This window comes from Streptomyces sp. NPDC048257, assembly GCF_043201855.1.
In the GTDB taxonomy this organism is placed as follows: Bacteria; Actinomycetota; Actinomycetes; order Streptomycetales; family Streptomycetaceae; genus Streptomyces.
The window spans coordinates 17,816-36,037 of record NZ_JBICZI010000042.1 but is presented as its reverse complement, the minus strand read 5'-3'; the positions used below and the strand labels follow the sequence as shown (position 1 = coordinate 36,037).

Genomic DNA, 18,222 nt, shown 5'->3' with positions numbered 1-18,222 from the left:
CGTGGCGTCGGCAGAGTCGTGAGCATTCGACCGTGGACGGCTGGCGCTACCGCGTCACCTGGAAGCGGATTGCAGACCCTTCCCCGGCTCGCCTGCCGGGCACGTGGCTGGTCGTCGTCCCCGAGGCCCTGACCGGCTCGCTGTCCGGCGGCTCGGGTGATGAGTGGACGGCTGCTGTCCTGCGGACGCTCGCCGACCGTGGCGCCGAGGTCCGTACCGTGACCGTCGCGGCCGACGCGGCCGATCGTGACCGGCTCGCCGCCACGCTCAAGGCCGAGACGGGCGGGGCCGTCCCGGCCGGCGTCCTGTCCCTCCTCGCCCTCGCCGGTGAGGGCGCCTTCACCGCCGAACTCGCCCTGTCCCAGGCGCTCGGTGACGTCGATGTGGCCGCACCCCTGTGGTGCGTCACGCGCGGCGCTGTCGCCACCGGCCGTTCCGAGCAGGTGGCCGACCCCGCGCAGGCGCTCGTCTGGGGTCTCGGGCGGGTCGCCTCCATGGAACAGGGCGGCCGTTGGGGAGGCCTGCTCGACCTTCCCGCCGATCTCGACGGCCGTACGCTCGAACGTCTTGCGGGTGTTCTGGCCGGTGACGGCTCCGAGGACCAGGTGGCGCTGCGCGCTTCGGGTCTCTTCGGCCGCCGTCTGGTCCACGCACCCCTCGCGGACACCGCCCCCGCACGGGAGTGGCGCCCGCAGGGCACCACCCTCGTCACCGGCGGTACGGGCGCGCTGGGCGCGCACGTGGCCCGCTGGCTCGCCGGGAACGGCGCCGAGCACCTGCTCCTCACCAGCCGCCGAGGCCCCGACGCGCCCGGAGCCGCCGAACTCCGCGACGAACTCACCGCCCTCGGCGCCCAGGTCACCCTCGCCGCCTGCGACATGGCCGACCGCGACGCCGTCACCACCCTCATCGACGCGATCCCCGCCGATCAGCCCCTCACGGCGGTGGTCCATGCCGCGGCGGTCGTGGACGACGGGGTCATCGAGACGCTGACTCCGGAGCAGGTGGAGGCCGTTCTGCGCGTCAAGATCGACGCGACCCTCACCCTCCACGAGCTCACCCGTGACCTGGACCTGTCGGCGTTCGTCCTCTTCTCGTCCTTCGCCGCCACCTTCGGCGCTCCCGGCCAGGGCAACCAGGCACCCGGAAACGCGTACCTGGACGCCTTCGCCGAGTACCGCCGGGCGGCCGGACTGCCCGCCACCTCCATCGCCTGGGGGCCGTGGGGCAGTGCGGACGGCGACGACAGCGCGGCGGGCGACCGGATGCGCCGCCACGGCATCGTCGCGATGTCGCCCGAGCGGACCCTCGTCTCGCTCCAGCACGCGCTGGACCGTGACGAAACGACCCTGACCGTCGCCGACATGGACTGGAAGCGGTTCACTCTCGCCTTCACCGCGGACCGGGACCGGCCGCTGCTCCTGGAGCTTCCCGAGGCCCGGCGCATCATCGAGAGCGCGGAGCGGGAGTCCGCCGACGACCTGGCCGGGGGAGTACCGCTCACGCAGCAACTCGCCGGGCTGCCCGAGGTCGAACAGGAGCGGCTGCTGCTCGACCTGGTCCGTACGGCTGTCGCCGCCGTCCTCGGCCACGCCGACCTGGCCGCCGTCGAGGCGGGCCGGGCGTTCAAGGAGCTCGGCTTCGACTCGCTCACCTCGGTCGAACTGCGCAACCGGCTCGGCGCGGTGAGCGGTCTGAAGCTGCCCGCCAGCCTGGTCTTCGACCACCCGACCCCCGCTGCCGTCGCCGCCTTCCTGCGCGCCGGGATCGTGCCCGACGCGGCCGCGGGCGGCGCACCGCTGCTGGAGGAGCTCGACAAGCTCGAAGCCGTACTGGAGCGGGGCACTGCCGACAACGTCGTGCGTGCCCGAGTGACCATGCGGCTCCAGTCGCTCCTGGCGAAGTGGAACGAGAGCGAGGACCGCTCGGGCGCGGCGGCGCGGCCGGCCACGGCCGACAGCTCCGGTACGGGCGTCGGCGCAGGGTCGGCAGACGGCGTGCTGGACGACGTCGAGCAGCTCCAGGAGGCGAGCGACGAAGAGCTGTTCGCCTTCATCAACAAGGGACTCGGCCGCGCCTGACCACAGGCGGTCCCCGGGCGGCCGCGTGATCCGGCAACCAGACGTCCGGCACCGGGACGCGAGCAACCGGCCACCCGGGCAGCCAGATAATCCACTATCCGCATAACCGGGCATCGAATGGATACGGTTATTGACGGCGTGCCGATCATTGGAACAGGATAGTCAGCCCCCCCTTGGCAATTCCCGCAGGGCTCACTGCCCCCTGTCGCACCTTCCCACTCAGGGGTGCGTAGGGGGCAGTTAGGGGTTGTCGTGGGGATTGAGCGGCGAATAGCCTGCCGCTGAGCAGTCGATTCGGTCAAGAAGAGAAGCGGCTGTATACCCGATGTAATTCTCGGCTTTATGTACACAGTTTTCCGATGCCGTCTGCTGCAAATGGGTGGTTGCGTTAAATGGCGAATGAAGAGACGCTGCGGGACTACCTGAAGCTGGTGACAGCGGATCTGCATCAGACGCGTCAGCGGCTGCGCGACGTCGAGGCGAAGAATCAGGACCCCATCGCCATCGTCGGCATGGGCTGCCGCTACCCCGGCGGTGTGACCTCGCCCGAGGAGCTGTGGCAGCTCGTCGTCGACGGTGGGGACGCCATCTCCGGTTTCCCCGCCGACCGCGGCTGGGACATGGAGACGGTCTACCACCCGGATCCCGAGCACCCCGGCACCAGCTACGCCAACCAGGGTGGCTTCGTCCAGGACTTCGCCCGCTTCGACCCGTCGCTCTTCGGCATCTCGCCGCGCGAGGCCCTCGCCATGGACCCGCAGCAGCGGCTGCTGCTGGAGACCTCGTGGGAGGCGTTCGAGCGCGCCGGGATCGACCCGACGTCGATGCGCGGCAAGCAGGTCGGTGTCTTCGTCGGCACCAGCAACCACGACTACCTGACGGCGCTGCTGAGCTCGTCCGAGAACGTGGAGGGCTACCTCGGTACCGGCAACGCGGCGAGTGTCGCCTCGGGCCGGCTTTCGTACACCTTCGGTCTCGAAGGCCCTGCCGTCACCGTCGACACCGCCTGCTCGTCGTCCTCGGTCGCCCTGCACCTGGCCGTACAAGCGCTGCGCAACGGCGAGTGCTCGCTCGCCCTCGCGGGCGGTGCGACGCTGATGTCGGCTCCCGGCACGTTCATCGACTACAGCAAGCAGCGCGGACTGGCCACCGACGGACGCTGCAAGGCGTTCTCGCCCGACGCCGACGGATTCAGCCTCGCCGAGGGCGTCGGCATCCTGCTGGTCGAGCGGCTCTCCGACGCGCGCCGCAAGGGCCATCCCGTCCTGGCTGTGGTCCGTGGCTCCGCCGTCAACCAGGACGGCGCCAGCAACGGCCTGACCGCGCCCAACGGCCCGTCCCAGCAGCGCGTCATCCTTCAGGCGCTGTCCAACGCCAGGCTCACCCCCGACCAGGTCGACGCGGTCGAGGCCCACGGCACGGGCACCGGCCTCGGCGACCCGATCGAGGCGCAGGCGCTCATCGCCACCTACGGCCAGGACCGCCCCGACGGGCGGCCGCTGTGGCTGGGTTCGCTCAAGACCAACATCGGTCACGCGCAGGCCGCAGCCGGTGTCGCGGGCGTCATCAAGAGCGTCATGGCGATGCGCCACGGCGTGCTGCCGCGCACCCTGCACGTGGACGAGCCGACCCCGCACGTGGACTGGTCGGCGGGCGAGGTGTCCCTGCTCACCGAGGCGCGGCCCTGGCCCCGCAGCGACCGGCCGCGCCGGATCGGCGTCTCGTCGTTCGGCATGAGCGGCACCAACGCCCACATCATCCTGGAGAGCGCGCAGGAGTCCGTCGCCGGCCGGCAGGCCGACGCCGGTACGACGCAGAACGAACCGGCCGCCGGCCGTGCGAACCCGCCCGGCGTCCTCCCGGTCGTCCTGTCCGGCCGGACCGAGACCGCCCTGCGCGCCCAGGCCGCCGCGCTGCACGCCCACCTCGCGGCCCACCCCGGCCTCGGCATCGCCGATCTCGCCTTCTCCCAGGCCCTCACCCGGGCAGCGCTGGACCGTCGCGCGGCCGTCGTCGCCGACGACCGCGACAGCCTGCTGTCGGGGCTCGCGGCGCTGGCGGAAGGACGCCCCTGCGCCGATGTGGTCGAAGGAAGCGCCACGGACGGCAAGCTGGCCTTCCTCTTCACCGGGCAGGGGAGCCAGCGGCTCGGCATGGGTCGTGAGCTGTACGAGGCGTACCCCGTCTTCGCGCGGGCCCTGGACGCGGTGTGTGAGCGGATGGAACTGCCGCTCAAGGACGTGCTGTTCGGGACCGACAGCGCCGCGCTGGACGAGACCGCGTACACGCAGCCGGCTCTCTTCGCGGTTGAGGTGGCGTTGTTCCGGCTGGTGGAGAGCTGGGGTCTGAAGCCGGACTTCCTGGCCGGTCATTCGATCGGTGAGATCGCGGCCGCGCACGTGGCCGGGGTGTTCTCGCTGGAGGACGCCTGCACCCTGGTCGAGGCTCGTGGGCGGCTGATGCAGGCGCTGCCGGGCGGTGGCGTGATGATCGCCGTCGAGGCGTCGGAGGACGAGGTCCTGCCGCTGCTCACCGACCGGGTGAGCATGGCTGCCATCAACGGCCCCCGGTCGGTCGTCGTCGCCGGTGACCAAGCCGATGCGGTCTCCATCGCGGAGGCTTTCGAAACCCAGGGCCGCAAGACCAAGAAGCTGACGGTCAGTCACGCCTTCCATTCGCCGCACATGGACGGCATGCTCGACGCCTTCCGCCGGGTCGCCCAGGGACTCTCGTACGAGACGCCTCGCATCCCGATCGTCTCCCACCTCACCGGAGCCCTCGTCTCCGACGAGATGAGCTCACCCGACTTCTGGGTCCGGCACGTCCGCGAAGCCGTCCGCTTCCTCGACGGAATCCGCTGGCTCGAGAGCCGCGGCGTCACCACCTACATCGAACTCGGCCCCGGCGGAGTCCTGTCCGCCCTCGGCCAGGACTGTCAGACCGCGACCGGCCCCCGCGCGGCCGCCTTCCTTCCCGCGCTGCGTACCGGCCGCCCCGAGGCGTCGTCGCTGACCGCAGCCGTAGCCGGTGCCCATGTACGCGGCCTCTCCCCGGACTGGGCCGCCCGCTTCTCCGGCACCGGGGCACACCGGATCGAGCTGCCCACCTACGCCTTCCAGCGCGAGCTGTACTGGCCCCGCGACCCCTTCACCGACCTGGCCGAATCCGCCGACGGCCGCGAACTCAGCGCCACGGACGCCAAGTTCTGGGAAGTCGTCGACAGCGAGGACCTCGCCGCGCTCGCCGACACCCTCGGGGTCGGCGGCGATGAGCCCCTCAGCAGCGTGCTGCCCGCGCTCTCCGCCTGGCACCGCCGCCACCGCGACCGTGACACCGTGGACGGCTGGCGCTACCGCGTCACCTGGAAGCCGCTGACGGACGCCACGCCCACGTCCCTCTCCGGGCACTGGCTCCTGGTCGTACCCACCGAGCACGCCGACGCCCCCTGGACCGTTGCCGCCGAGCAGGCCCTGACAGCGCGCGGCGTCACCGTGAGCACCGTCGCGCTCGACGCGACCCTCGACGACCGTGCCGCCACCGCCCAGCGGATCGGCGAAGCCCTCGCCCTCTCCGCCGCCACCGACTCTCCCCTCGCGGGCACCGAACCGCTCGTCGGCGTGTTCTCGCTGCTCGCCCTGGACGAGCGGCCACACCCCGCGGACCCGGCGCTGCCCGCCGGGCTCGCCGCCACGGCCGCCCTCATCCAGGCGCTCGGCGACGCGGGCGTGGAAGCCCCGCTGTGGGCCGCCACATGCGGCGCGGTCTCCACCGGCCGCACCGACCGGCTCTCCAGCGTCGCCCAGGCGCAGGTCTGGGGCCTCGGCCGCACCGCCTCCCTCGAACTGCCCGTGCGCTGGGGCGGTCTCGTCGACCTGCCCCGGACCCCCGACGACCGGGCCACGGGCCGGCTCGCCGACGTCCTCGGCGGACTCGGCACCGAGGACCACCTCGCCGTACGCTCCACCGGCGTCTTCGTCCGCAGGCTGGCCCGCGCCACCCGGGACGAGCGCCCCGCCGCCGCCGAGTGGGCCACCACCGGCACGGCTCTCATCACCGGTGGCACGGGCGCACTCGGCCGCCATGTCGCCCGCTGGCTCGCCCGAACCGGGGCGGAGCACCTGCTCCTGGTCAGCAGGCGCGGCCCGGAAGCCGAAGGAGCCGACGCGCTCGCCGCCGAACTGCGCGAACTGGGCGCCGAGGTCACCATTGCCGCCTGCGACGTCGCCGACCGCGACGCCGTCTCGGCCCTGCTCGCCACCCTTCCGGCCGCGCACCCGCTGACCACCGTCGTCCACGCCGCCGGCGTGCTCGACGACGGCGTCCTGGACGCCCAGACGCCGCAGCGCCTCGCGGGGGTCCTGCGCCCCAAGGCCCACGCGGCACAGGTCCTGCACGAGCTGACCCGCGACCTGGACCTCTCCGCGTTCGTCCTCTTCTCGTCCGTCGCCGCCGCCTTCGGCGCCGCCGGACAGGCCAACTATGCTGCCGCGAACGCCTTCCTGGACGCTCTCGCCGAGCAGCGCCGCGCCGACGGCCTGCCCGCCACCGTGCTGGCCTGGGGCGCCTGGGCCGAAGGCGGCATGGCCACCGACGAACTCGTCGCCGAACGCCTGCGGCTGGCCGGACTACCCGCCCTCGCGCCCGAACTGGCCCTGGCAGCACTGCACAGGGCGCTCACTCTGGACGAGACCGCTTCGCTCGTCGCCGACATCGACTGGGAGCGCCTGGCCCCCGGCCTCACCGCCATACGCCCCTGCCCGCTGATCGCCGACCTTCCCGAGGCCGTGCACGCCCTCGCCGGCGCCGAGGCGTCCGCAGGGTCCGGCGGCACCGCCGACACGTTCGCGCGGCAGCTGGCCGACGCCCCCGCCGGTGAACGCGATCAGCTCGCCCTGGAGTTCGTACGCACCCAGGTCGCGGCCGTACTCGGCTACGCCGGACCCGAGTCCGTCGACCCGGGCAGTGCCTTCCGGGACCTCGGCTTCGACTCGCTCACCGCGGTGGAGATCCGCAACCTCCTCACCTCCCGGACCGGCCTGAGCCTGCCGGCGACACTGATCTTCGACTACCCCAACTCGCTCTCCCTGGCCGCCTTCCTGCAGGGCGAACTGCTCGGCTCGCAGGCGACGGGCCCCGCCGCCGGCACCCCTGCCGGCCCGGGTGCCGCCACCGACGACGACCCCATCGCGATCGTCGCGATGACCTGCCGCTTCCCCGGCGGCGTACAGACCCCGGAAGACCTCTGGCAGCTGCTCGCCACCGGCCGTGACGCGATCTCGGGGTTCCCCGGCGACCGCGGCTGGGACCTCGACGGGCTGTACGACCCCGAGTCCGCCGCCGAGAACACCAGCTACGTCCGCGAGGGCGGCTTCCTCGCCGGTGCCACCGACTTCGATCCCGGGTTCTTCGGGATCTCGCCGCGCGAGGCCCTCGCCATGGACCCGCAGCAGCGCCTGCTGCTCGAAACCTCCTGGGAGGCCTTCGAGCGTGCCGGAATCGACCCCGCCACCGTGCGCGGCGAACAGATCGGCGTCTTCACGGGCACCAACGGACAGGACTATCTCAACGTCATCCTGGCCGCGCCCGACGGTGTCGAGGGCTTCCTCGGCACGGGCAACGCAGCGAGCGTGGTCTCCGGCCGCGTCTCCTACGTCCTCGGTCTGGAGGGCCCGGCCGTCACGGTCGACACGGCGTGCTCGTCCTCGCTGGTCGCCCTGCACTGGGCGATCCAGGCCCTGCGCCAGGGCGAGTGCAGCATGGCCCTGGCCGGCGGCGTGACCGTCATGTCCACGCCCGCATCCTTCGTCGACTTCAGCCGTCAGCGCGGGCTCGCGGAAGACGGCCGTATCAAGGCGTTCGCGGCGGCTGCGGACGGTACGGGCTGGGGCGAGGGCGTCGGCATGCTCCTCGTCGAGAGGCTCTCCGACGCACAGCGCAACGGCCATCCGGTCCTGGCGATCGTCCGGGGCTCGGCCATCAACCAGGACGGCGCCAGCAACGGCCTCACCGCCCCCAACGGCCCGTCCCAGCAGCGCGTCATCCGCCAGGCCCTCGCCAGCGGCGGACTGACGGCCACGGACGTCGACGCCGTCGAGGCCCACGGCACGGGTACGAAGCTCGGCGACCCGATCGAGGCGCAGGCACTCCTCGCCACGTACGGTCAGGACCGCCCGGCCGATCGGCCGCTGCTGCTCGGCTCGATCAAGTCGAACCTCGGTCACACGCAGGCCGCCGCCGGTGTCGCCGGTGTCATGAAGATGGTCCTCGCCATGCAGCACGGCCTGCTGCCGAAGACCCTGCACGTCGACGAGCCGACCCCGCACGTGGACTGGTCGGCAGGCGATGTCGCCCTGCTGGCCGATGCCGTGGAGTGGCCCGAGACCGGGCGTCCGCGCCGGGCGGGCGTCTCGTCGTTCGGCATCAGTGGTACCAACGCCCACACCATCATCGAACAGGCCCCGGAAGCCGTGACGTCCGTCCCGCCCGTGGCGTCCACGCCCGCACGGGCCGCCAGCCCGCAGCCGTGGCTCCTCTCGGCGAAGAGCCGCGACGCACTGCGCGACCAGGCACGCCGACTGCACGCCCACGCGGACCTGAACCCCGAACTGAGCCCCGCCGACCTCGGACTCTCCCTGGCGGTCGGCCGCTCGGCGTTCGAGCGGCGCGCAGCCGTGGTCGCCGCCGACCGTGAGGGGCTGCTGGCCGGTCTTGAGGCGCTGGCGGACGGCGGCTCGGCGGCCGGACTGGTAGAGGGCTCACCGGTCGCCGGGAAGCTGGCGTTCCTGTTCACGGGGCAGGGGAGTCAGCGGCTGGGAATGGGCCGGGAGCTGTACGAGGCGTATCCCGTCTTCGCGGACGCGCTGGACGCGGTCTGCGCACACGTGGACGCGCACCTCGAAGTGCCGTTGAAGGATGTGCTGTTCGGGGCGGATGGTGCTGCGCTGGACGAGACCGTGTATACGCAGCCTGCGTTGTTCGCGGTTGAGGTGGCGTTGTTCCGGCTGGTGGAGTCGTGGGGTGTGAAGCCGGACTTCCTGGCGGGTCATTCGATCGGTGAGATCGCGGCCGCGCATGTGGCCGGGGTGCTGTCCCTCGACGATGCGTGCACGCTGGTCTCCGCCCGCGGCCGGCTCATGCAGGCGCTGCCGGGCGGCGGTGTGATGATCGCCGTTCAGGCGTCGGAGGACGAGGTCCTGCCGCTGCTCACCGACCGTGTGAGCATCGCCGCGATCAACGGTCCGCAGTCGGTCGTGGTCGCGGGTGACGAGGCCGAGGCGGTGGCGATCGCCGAGTCCTTCACCGGCCGCAAGACGAAGCGGCTCACGGTCAGCCACGCCTTCCATTCGCCGCACATGGACGGCATGCTCGACGCCTTCCGCGAGATCGCCGAGAGCCTCACCTACGAGACTCCGCGGATCCCCGTGGTCTCGAACCTCACCGGGACCCTGATCTTCGACGAGATGGGCTCGGCCGAGTTCTGGGTCCGGCACGTCCGTGAGGCCGTCCGTTTCCTCGATGGCATCCGCACGCTGGAGGCTGCGGGTGTCACCAAGTACGTCGAGCTGGGTCCCGACGGTGTTCTGTCCGCCCTGGCCCAGGAGTGCGTGAGCGGCGAGGAGTCCGTCTTCATCCCCGTACTCCGCAAGGCACGTCCCGAAGCCGAGACGGTCACCACTGCCCTCGCCACGGCTCACGCCCATGGCATTCCCGTCGACTGGCAGACGTATTTCTCCGGGACCGGCGCCCAGCGCGTCGACCTCCCCACCTACCCCTTCCAGCGCCAGCGCTACTGGCCGGCCGTCTCCTCCCTCTACCTCGGCGACGTCGAGGCGATCGGGCTCGACGACACCGCGCACCCGCTGCTCAGTGCGGGTGTCGCCCTGCCCGAGTCCGACGGCATGGTGTTCGCCGGGCGACTCGCGCTCTCCACCCACCCCTGGCTCGCCGACCACGCCATCCTCGGCAGCGTCCTGCTGCCGGGTACGGCCTTCGTCGAGCTCGCCACCCGCGCCGGCGACCAGGTCGGCTGCGACTACCTGGAAGAACTGACCCTCGAAGCGCCCCTCGTCCTGCCCGAGCACGGCGGCGTCCAGCTGCGCGTGTGGGTCGGTGCCGCCGACGAGTCCGGCCGACGGCCGTTCGCCCTGCACTCCCGGGCCGAAGGTCTGCCGGTCGAGGAGCCCTGGACGCGGCATGCGGGCGGTGTACTCGCCGAAGGCGGGCGGCCCCCGGCTGCCTTCGACCTGGCGGCCTGGCCCCCGGCGGGCGCCGTCGAAGTGGAGCTCGACGGGCGGTACGACGAGCTCGACGGCATCGGTTTCTCCTACGGCCCCACCTTCCGTGGCCTGCGTACGGCCTGGCAGCTCGACGGCGAGATCTACGCCGAGGTCAGGCTGCCCGAGGGCGCCGAGGACGAGGCGCGCCGGTTCGGCCTGCACCCGGCCCTGCTCGATGCGGCACTGCACGCCATCGGGCTGGGCGGCCTCGGTGCCGACGACGGCCAGGGGAGGCTTCCCTTCGCCTGGACCGGAGTGTCGCTGCACGCGGGCGGGGCTGCCGCACTGCGTGTCCACCTCGCTCCGGCGGGTGCCGAGGGCGTCCGTCTGGAGATCGCGGACGCCTCGGGCACACCGGTCGCGGCCGTCGAGTCGCTCGGGCTGCGCCCGGTGACCGCCGATCAGCTCCGGGCCGCTCGTGCCACGTACCACGAGTCCGTGTTCCGTCAGCAGTGGACCGAGCTGCCGGGCCTCGGCGCTCCGGCCGCGGCCCCGGCCGTCCGGTACGCGTTCCTCGGCGGCGACACCGGAACCACCGCGGACCGCTACCAGGACCTGACGGCGCTCGCCGCCGCGATCGACGCCGGAGCGGCCGTACCGGACGAGGTGGTCGTCGAACTCGCGGCCGCGCCCCGCGGCGTCTCGGCGGCGGCCGTGCACAGCGCCGCGCACGACGCGCTGGCGCTCACCCAGGCCTGGCTTGCGGACGAGCGGTTCGCCGCTGCACGCCTGGTGTTCGTCACCCGCGGCGCGGTGGCCGCGGACCCCGCCGAAGACGTGACCGATCTCGCCGCCGCCACCGTGTGGGGCCTGCTGCGGTCCGCGCAGACGGAGAACCCCGGAAGGATCGCCCTCGCCGACACCGACGGCCACGACCGGAGTGACCAGGCCCTGCGGGCAGCGCTCACCTCCGACGAGGAGCGGTTCGCGCTGCGCGCCGGAGCCGTCCTCGTGCCCCGGCTCGCCCGGGTCGAGACCCAGCAGGACGAGTCCGCCCGGACACCGGCCTTCAAGCCCGGCGGCACGGTGCTGATCACCGGAGCCACCGGAGCGCTGGGCGGTCTCGTCGCCCGGCACCTCGCCGCCGAACACGGCGTGGAGCGGCTGCTCCTCGTCGGCAGGCGCGGGGCCGGCGCCCCCGGCGCGGCCGAACTCGTCGCCGAGCTGTCCGAGTCGGGCACCCGGGCCACGTGGGCGGCGTGCGACGTGGCCGACCGGGACGCGCTCGCAGCACTGCTCGCGGACATTCCCGCCGAGCACCCGCTGACCGCCGTCGTCCACACGGCCGGAGTCCTCGACGACGGCATCATCTCCTCGCTGACTCCCGACCGGCTCTCCGCGGTGCTGCGGCCCAAGGTCGACGCGGCCTGGAACCTGCACGAGCTGACCCGGGGCCTCGACCTCTCCGCCTTCGTGCTCTTCTCCTCCACCTCCGGCCTCTTCGGCGGCCCCGGGCAGGGCAACTACGCCGCCGCCAACTCCTTCCTGGACGCCCTCGCCCAGCACCGCCGCGCCCACGGGCTCCCCGCGACCTCGACGGCCTGGGGCCTGTGGTCCGTGGCCGATGGCATGGCCGGCGCCCTGGACGCGGCCGACGTCAACCGCATGCGCCGGGCCGGACTGCCGCCGCTGACTGCCGCCGACGGCCTCGACCTGTTCGACACGGCGGTCACCCTCGCCGACGCCTCCGTGGCCCTCATGCGGGTGGACACCGAAGCCCTGCGCGCCCAGGCCGCGGCCGGCACCGTCGCACCGCTGCTGCGCGGTCTCGTACGGGGCGTGGCCCGCCGATCGGTCGACGCGTCGACCGGCGCCGGAGCCGCCGACTCGGAGCTGCGCGGCAGGCTGGCGGGGCTCTCCGCGGCCGAGCAGGACCGGGCGCTGCTGGACCTGGTGCGTACGCAGGTCGCGGCGGTCCTCGGACACGCCGGGCCCGCGGCCGTCGAGTCGGGACGGGCCTTCAAGGAGCTCGGTTTCGACTCGCTCACCGCGGTGGAGCTGCGCAACCGGCTGAACGCCGCCACCGCTCTGCGCCTGCCCGCGACCCTGATCTTCGACTACCCGGACCCGACCCTTCTCGCCCGGCACCTGCGTGCCGAGCTGATCGGCGACGACACCACGGCCGCCGTGGCCGAGCCGCTCTCGGCCGTGGCCGACGACGAGCCCATCGCCATCGTCGCCATGAGCTGCCGCTACCCCGGTGACGTACGCACCCCCGAGGACCTGTGGCAGCTCCTGACGGCGGGCGCCGACGGCATCACACGGCTCCCCGAGAACAGGGGCTGGGACACCGAGGGGCTGTACGACCCGGACCCGGAGAGCCAGGGCACCTCGTACGCCCGCGACGGCGGATTCCTGCACGACGCGGCCGAGTTCGACGCCTCCTTCTTCGGGATCTCGCCGCGCGAGGCCCTCGCCATGGACCCGCAGCAGCGGCTCCTCCTGGAGACGACCTGGGAGGTCTTCGAACGGGCCGGCATCGCGCCGTCCTCCGTGCGCGGCAGCCGGACGGGTGTCTTCGCGGGTGTCATGTACCACGACTACGGCGCGCGCCTGCACGCCGTGCCCGACGGCGTCGAGGGCTACCTCGGCACCGGCAGCTCCAGCAGCATCGTGTCGGGCCGTGTCGCCTACACCTTCGGCCTTGAGGGCCCGGCCGTCACCGTCGACACGGCCTGCTCCTCGTCGCTGGTCGCCCTGCACCTCGCGGCTCAGGCGCTGCGCAACGGCGAGTGCTCGCTCGCCCTCGCGGGCGGTGTCACCGTGATGTTCACGCCCGGAACCTTCATCGAGTTCAGCCGCCAGCGCGGCCTGGCCGCCGACGGACGCTGCAAGTCCTTCGCGGCCGCGGCCGACGGTACGGGTTGGGGCGAAGGCGCGGGCATGCTCCTGCTGGAGCGGCTCTCCGATGCGCGACGCAACGGCCACCAGGTCCTCGCGGTCGTCCGCGGCTCGGCCGTCAACCAGGACGGCGCAAGCAACGGCCTCACCGCGCCGAACGGCCCCTCGCAGCAGCGCGTCATCCGGCAGGCCCTCGCCAACGCGGGCATCGCTGCCGGACATGTCGACGCCGTCGAGGCCCACGGCACCGGCACCACCCTCGGCGACCCCATCGAGGCGCAGGCCCTCCTCGCCACCTACGGACAGGAGCACACCGACGACCGGCCGCTGCTCCTCGGCTCGGTGAAGTCCAACCTCGGTCACACGCAGGCTGCGTCGGGCGTCGCCGGCGTCATCAAGATGGTCATGTCGATGCGGCACGGTGTGCTGCCGAAGACCCTGCACGTCGACCAGCCGACCCCGCACGTGGACTGGTCGGCGGGCGCGGTCTCGCTCCTCACCGAGCAGACCCCGTGGCCCGAGACCGGTCGTCCGCGCCGCGCGGGCGTCTCCTCCTTCGGTATCAGCGGCACCAACGCGCACGCCATCATCGAACAGGCCCCGGAGCCTGACCCTTCCCGGGCGAAGGCGCAGCCCGCGCCGGACGCTGTGGCGCCGTCGCCCGTGCCCCTGATCGTGTCCGCCCGCGGCGAGGACGCACTTCGCGCCCAGGCCCGCCGGCTCCACGCGCACGTCCACGCCGACCCCGGGCTGCGCGCCGTCGACCTCGGCCTCTCCCTCGCGACCACGCGCTCGGCCCTGGACCAGCGTGCGGCACTGGTGGCCGGTGACCGCGCGGAACTGCTGCGCGGCCTGGACGCCCTGGCCCGCGGCGAGGACACCGCGGGACTGGTGCGCGGCACCGCCCGCGAGGGACAGGTGGCGTTCCTGTTCACCGGTCAGGGCAGCCAGCGGCTGGGGATGGGACACGAGCTGTACGGCGCGCATCCCGTCTTCGCGGACGCGCTCGACGAGGTCTGCGGCGAACTGGACCGGCACCTCGAAGTGCCGCTCAAGGACGTGCTGTTCGCGGCCGAGGGCGATCTGGTGAACCAGACCGCGTACACGCAGCCCGCGCTGTTCGCCGTAGAGGTGGCCCTGTTCCGGCTCGTCGAGAGCTGGGGCGTGAAGCCCGACTTCCTGGCCGGCCACTCGATCGGTGAGATCGCCGCCGCGCACGTGGCGGGTGTCCTCTCCCTCCAGGACGCCGGCGAACTGGTCGCCGCTCGTGGCCGGCTGATGCAGGCCCTGCCGGCCGGTGGCGTGATGATCGCCGTCCAGGCGTCGGAGGACGAGGTCCTGCCGCTGCTGACCGACCGGGTGAGCATCGCCGCGATCAACGGTCCGCAGTCGGTCGTGATCGCGGGCGACGAGGCCGACGCGGTCGCGATCGCCGAGTCCTTCACCGGCCGCAAGACGAAGCGGCTCACGGTCAGCCACGCGTTCCACTCGCCGCACATGGACGGCATGCTCGCCGACTTCCGCAAGGTCGCCGAGGGCCTCGTCTACGAGAGCCCGCGCATCCCGATCGTCTCGAACCTCACCGGCGCTCTCGTCACCGACGAAATGAGCTCGGCCGACTTCTGGGTCCGGCACGTCCGCGAGGCCGTCCGCTTCCTGGACGGCATCCGCGCCCTGGAAGCCGCAGGCGTCACGACGTACATCGAACTCGGCCCCGACGGCGTGCTCTCCGCCATGGCCCAGGACTGCGTGACCGGCGAGGACGCCGTCGTCGTCCCCGTACTGCGCACCGGCCGCCCCGAGGCCGAGACCGCCACCGCCACCCTGGCGCGCGTCCACGTCCAGGGCGTGCCCGTGGACTGGCAGGCGTACTTCTCCGCTACCGGAGCACAGCGAGTCGACCTGCCCACCTACGCCTTCCAGCGCAAGCGCTACTGGCTCGACGTCGGCGTCTCCGTCGAGGACGTGATGGCGGCCGGTCTCGACTCGGCCGACCATCCCCTGCTGGGCGCCACCGTCTCACTGCCCGCGTCCGACGGGCTGGTCCTCACCGGACGCCTCGCGCTGTCCACGCACCCCTGGCTGAGCGACCACACCGTCATGGACACCGTCCTGCTGCCCGGCACGGCCTTCGTCGAACTCGCCCTGCGGGCCGGTGAACAGGTCGGCTGCACCACCGTCGAAGAGCTGGCCGTCGAAGCCCCGCTCACCCTCGCCGGCCAGGGCGCCGTCCGGTTCCAGCTGGCAGTGGACGCGCCGGACGGCGCCGGGCGCCGGACACTGGCCCTGCACTCCCGCCGCGCCGAGGCCCCGGCCGAAGAGCCGTGGACACGGCACGCCACCGGCGTTCTCGCGCCCGCCGCGCCCACGCGCCCCTTCGACCTGACCCAGTGGCCGCCGGCCGACGCGGAGCCCGTGCCCACCGACGCGTTCTACCCGGGCGCGGCCGCGGCCGGCCTCGGCTACGGACCGGTCTTCCAGGGGCTGCGCGCCGCCTGGCGGCGCGGCGACGAACTGTTCGCCGAGGTCGCACTCGACGAGGAGTACGAGGGCGACGCCGCCGCCTACGGCGTGCACCCCGCCCTGCTCGACGCGGCTCTGCACGCCATCGGCCTCGGAGTACCCGGCGCGTCCGCCGACGCCCCGGGCGAAGGAGCCCGGCTGCCCTTCGCCTGGACCGGCGTACGCCTGTACGCGGCCGGCGCGGCGGGCATCCGCGTCCGGCTGACCGCCGCCGAATCCGGCGGCGTCGCCCTGGACGTGGCCGACTCCACCGGAGCGCCGGTGGCCTCCGTCGAGTCCCTGATCCTGCGCCCGGTCTCCGTGGAGCAGCTCGGCGGGGACCGTGCAGCGCACCACGAGTCGCTCTTCGGCGTGGAGTGGGCCAAGCTTCCCGTCCCCTCCGGTGCGATCCCCTCCGGCGAACGCTGGGCCGTACTCGGCGAGGACGGGCCGGACCTCAGGGTCGGCGGCGAACGCCTCGACGCGTACAGCGGCCTCACGGCGCTGCGCGAGGAACTCGCCACGGGCACCTCCGCGCCGGACGTCGTCGTCGTACCCCTGTCCTCCGCGGCCTCCGGCAGCGGACGTGCGGCGACCGCCCGGGGCGCCGCGCACCACGCGCTCGCCCTGGTCAAGGAGTGGCTGGCCGACGAACGGCTCGACGGCGCGCGGCTCGTGCTGCTGACGCAGGGCGCGGTGGCCGCCGTACCGGACGAGCACGTGACCGATCTGACCCACGCCCCGGTGTGGGGCCTCGTGCGGTCCGCGCAGTCGGAGAACCCCGGCCGGTTCGTGCTCGCCGACACCGACGGCGCCGACGCCTCCTTCGGGGCGCTGGCCGCCGCGCTCGCGACCGACGAGCCGCAGCTCGCCCTCCGGTCCGGCGAGGCACACGCCTTCCGCCTGCGCCGCATCGCCCGTACCGCGACCGCAGCGGCCGGTGCCACCGACAAGAGCGACGGCCCCACCCGTGAGGACGACGTCAGGAGGATCGACACCGACGGCACGGTCCTGGTCACCGGTGCGAGCGGCACCCTCGGCGGACTCTTCGCCCGCCACCTGGTCGCCGCACACGGCGTGCGGCACCTGCTGCTGCTGAGCCGTCGCGGGGCCGAAGCCCCCGGGGCCGGTGAACTGACCCGTGAGCTGACCGCGTCGGGCGCGGACGTGACCTGGGCGGGGTGCGACGCGGCCGACCGGGACGCGCTCGCCGCCGTACTCGCCGCGATCCCGGCCGACCGACCGCTGACGGCGGTCGTCCACACGGCCGGTGTGCTCGACGACGGCATCATCGACTCCCTCACACCCGAGCGCCTCGACACCGTGCTGCGGCCCAAGGTCGACGCGGCCTGGAACCTGCACGAGCTGACCGAGGGCCACGAACTGTCCGCGTTCGTGCTCTTCTCCTCGGTCGCCGGCTGCTTCGGCGCCGCGGGCCAGGGCAACTACGCGGCAGCCAACTCCTTCCTGGACGCCCTCGCCCAGCACCGCACGGCCCGCGGCCTCACCGCCAGTTCCCTCGCCTGGGGCCTGTGGGAGGCGACGGACGGCATGGCCGGCGCGCTCGACGACGCCGACCTGACCCGCATGGCCCGCTCCGGCGTGGCCGCGCTCGCCCCCGACGAGGGCCTGGCCCTGTTCGACGCCTCCCGCACCCTGGACGACGCGGTCCTCGTACCCATGCGGATCGAACTGGGTGCGCTGCGCGCCCAGGCCGCGGACGGCACACTGCCGCCGCTGCTGCGCGGACTGGTGCGCACTCCCGCGCGCCGGGCCGCCGACTCCGGAGTACGCACCGGAACGCGTCACCGCACCGACCCGGCGGGCTCCCTCGAAGAGCGCCTCGCCGGACTGTCGTCCGCCGAACGCGACCAGGCCCTGATGGAGTTGGTCCGCACACAGGTGGCCGCGGTCCTGGGCTACGCGGGCCCCGACGACGTCGACGCCGGACGGGGCTTCCTCGACCTGGGCTTCGACTCGCTCACGGCGGTCGACCTGCGCAACCGCCTCACGGCGAGCTCCGGACTCCGGCTGCCCGTCACGCTCATCTTCGACTATCCGTCTCCCACCGCGCTCGCCGCGTACCTCGGCGAGCGCCTCGGCCAGGGCGACCCGTCCCGCCAGCCCGTCCACGCGGAACTCGACAAGCTCGAATCGATCCTCTCGACGGTCGGCCCCGACGACGTCGAACGCGCGGGCATCACCGCCCGGCTGCGAGACCTTCTGGCGAAGTGGAATGAAACGCACAGTGCACAGGACAGCGCCGCCGAAGAGCGGGAAATCCAGTCCGCGACGGCCGACGAGATCTTCGATCTCCTCGACGAAGAACTGGGGCTGTCCTGACCGGCTCCGGCCCGGCGGGCGCCCGATCCGTGCGGAGCACCGGCTCCCGGCCCGGGCGGCGGCCCACCGGCTCCCGGCCCGGGCGGCGGCCCACCGGCTCCCGGCCGTCCTCCCGTCCGGCACCCACCTTCCGATCCACCGGCTCCGCGCGAGCTTTCCGACTCTGACCACGGGGATGG

At 73.2% G+C, this 18,222-nt stretch carries 2 protein-coding genes; both read left to right on the top strand.

The features are described from left to right. The coding region (locus ACGFZK_RS36820; RefSeq protein WP_393853193.1) for a beta-ketoacyl reductase at positions 1-2,081 on the top strand (2,081 nt) is incomplete at its 5' end. 392 nt (positions 2,082-2,473) lie between these two features. After that, positions 2,474-18,043, top strand: a complete 15,570-nt coding sequence (locus ACGFZK_RS36815; protein WP_393853192.1) for a type I polyketide synthase — start codon at positions 2,474-2,476, stop codon at positions 18,041-18,043. Positions 18,044-18,222: the final 179 nt, after the last annotated feature.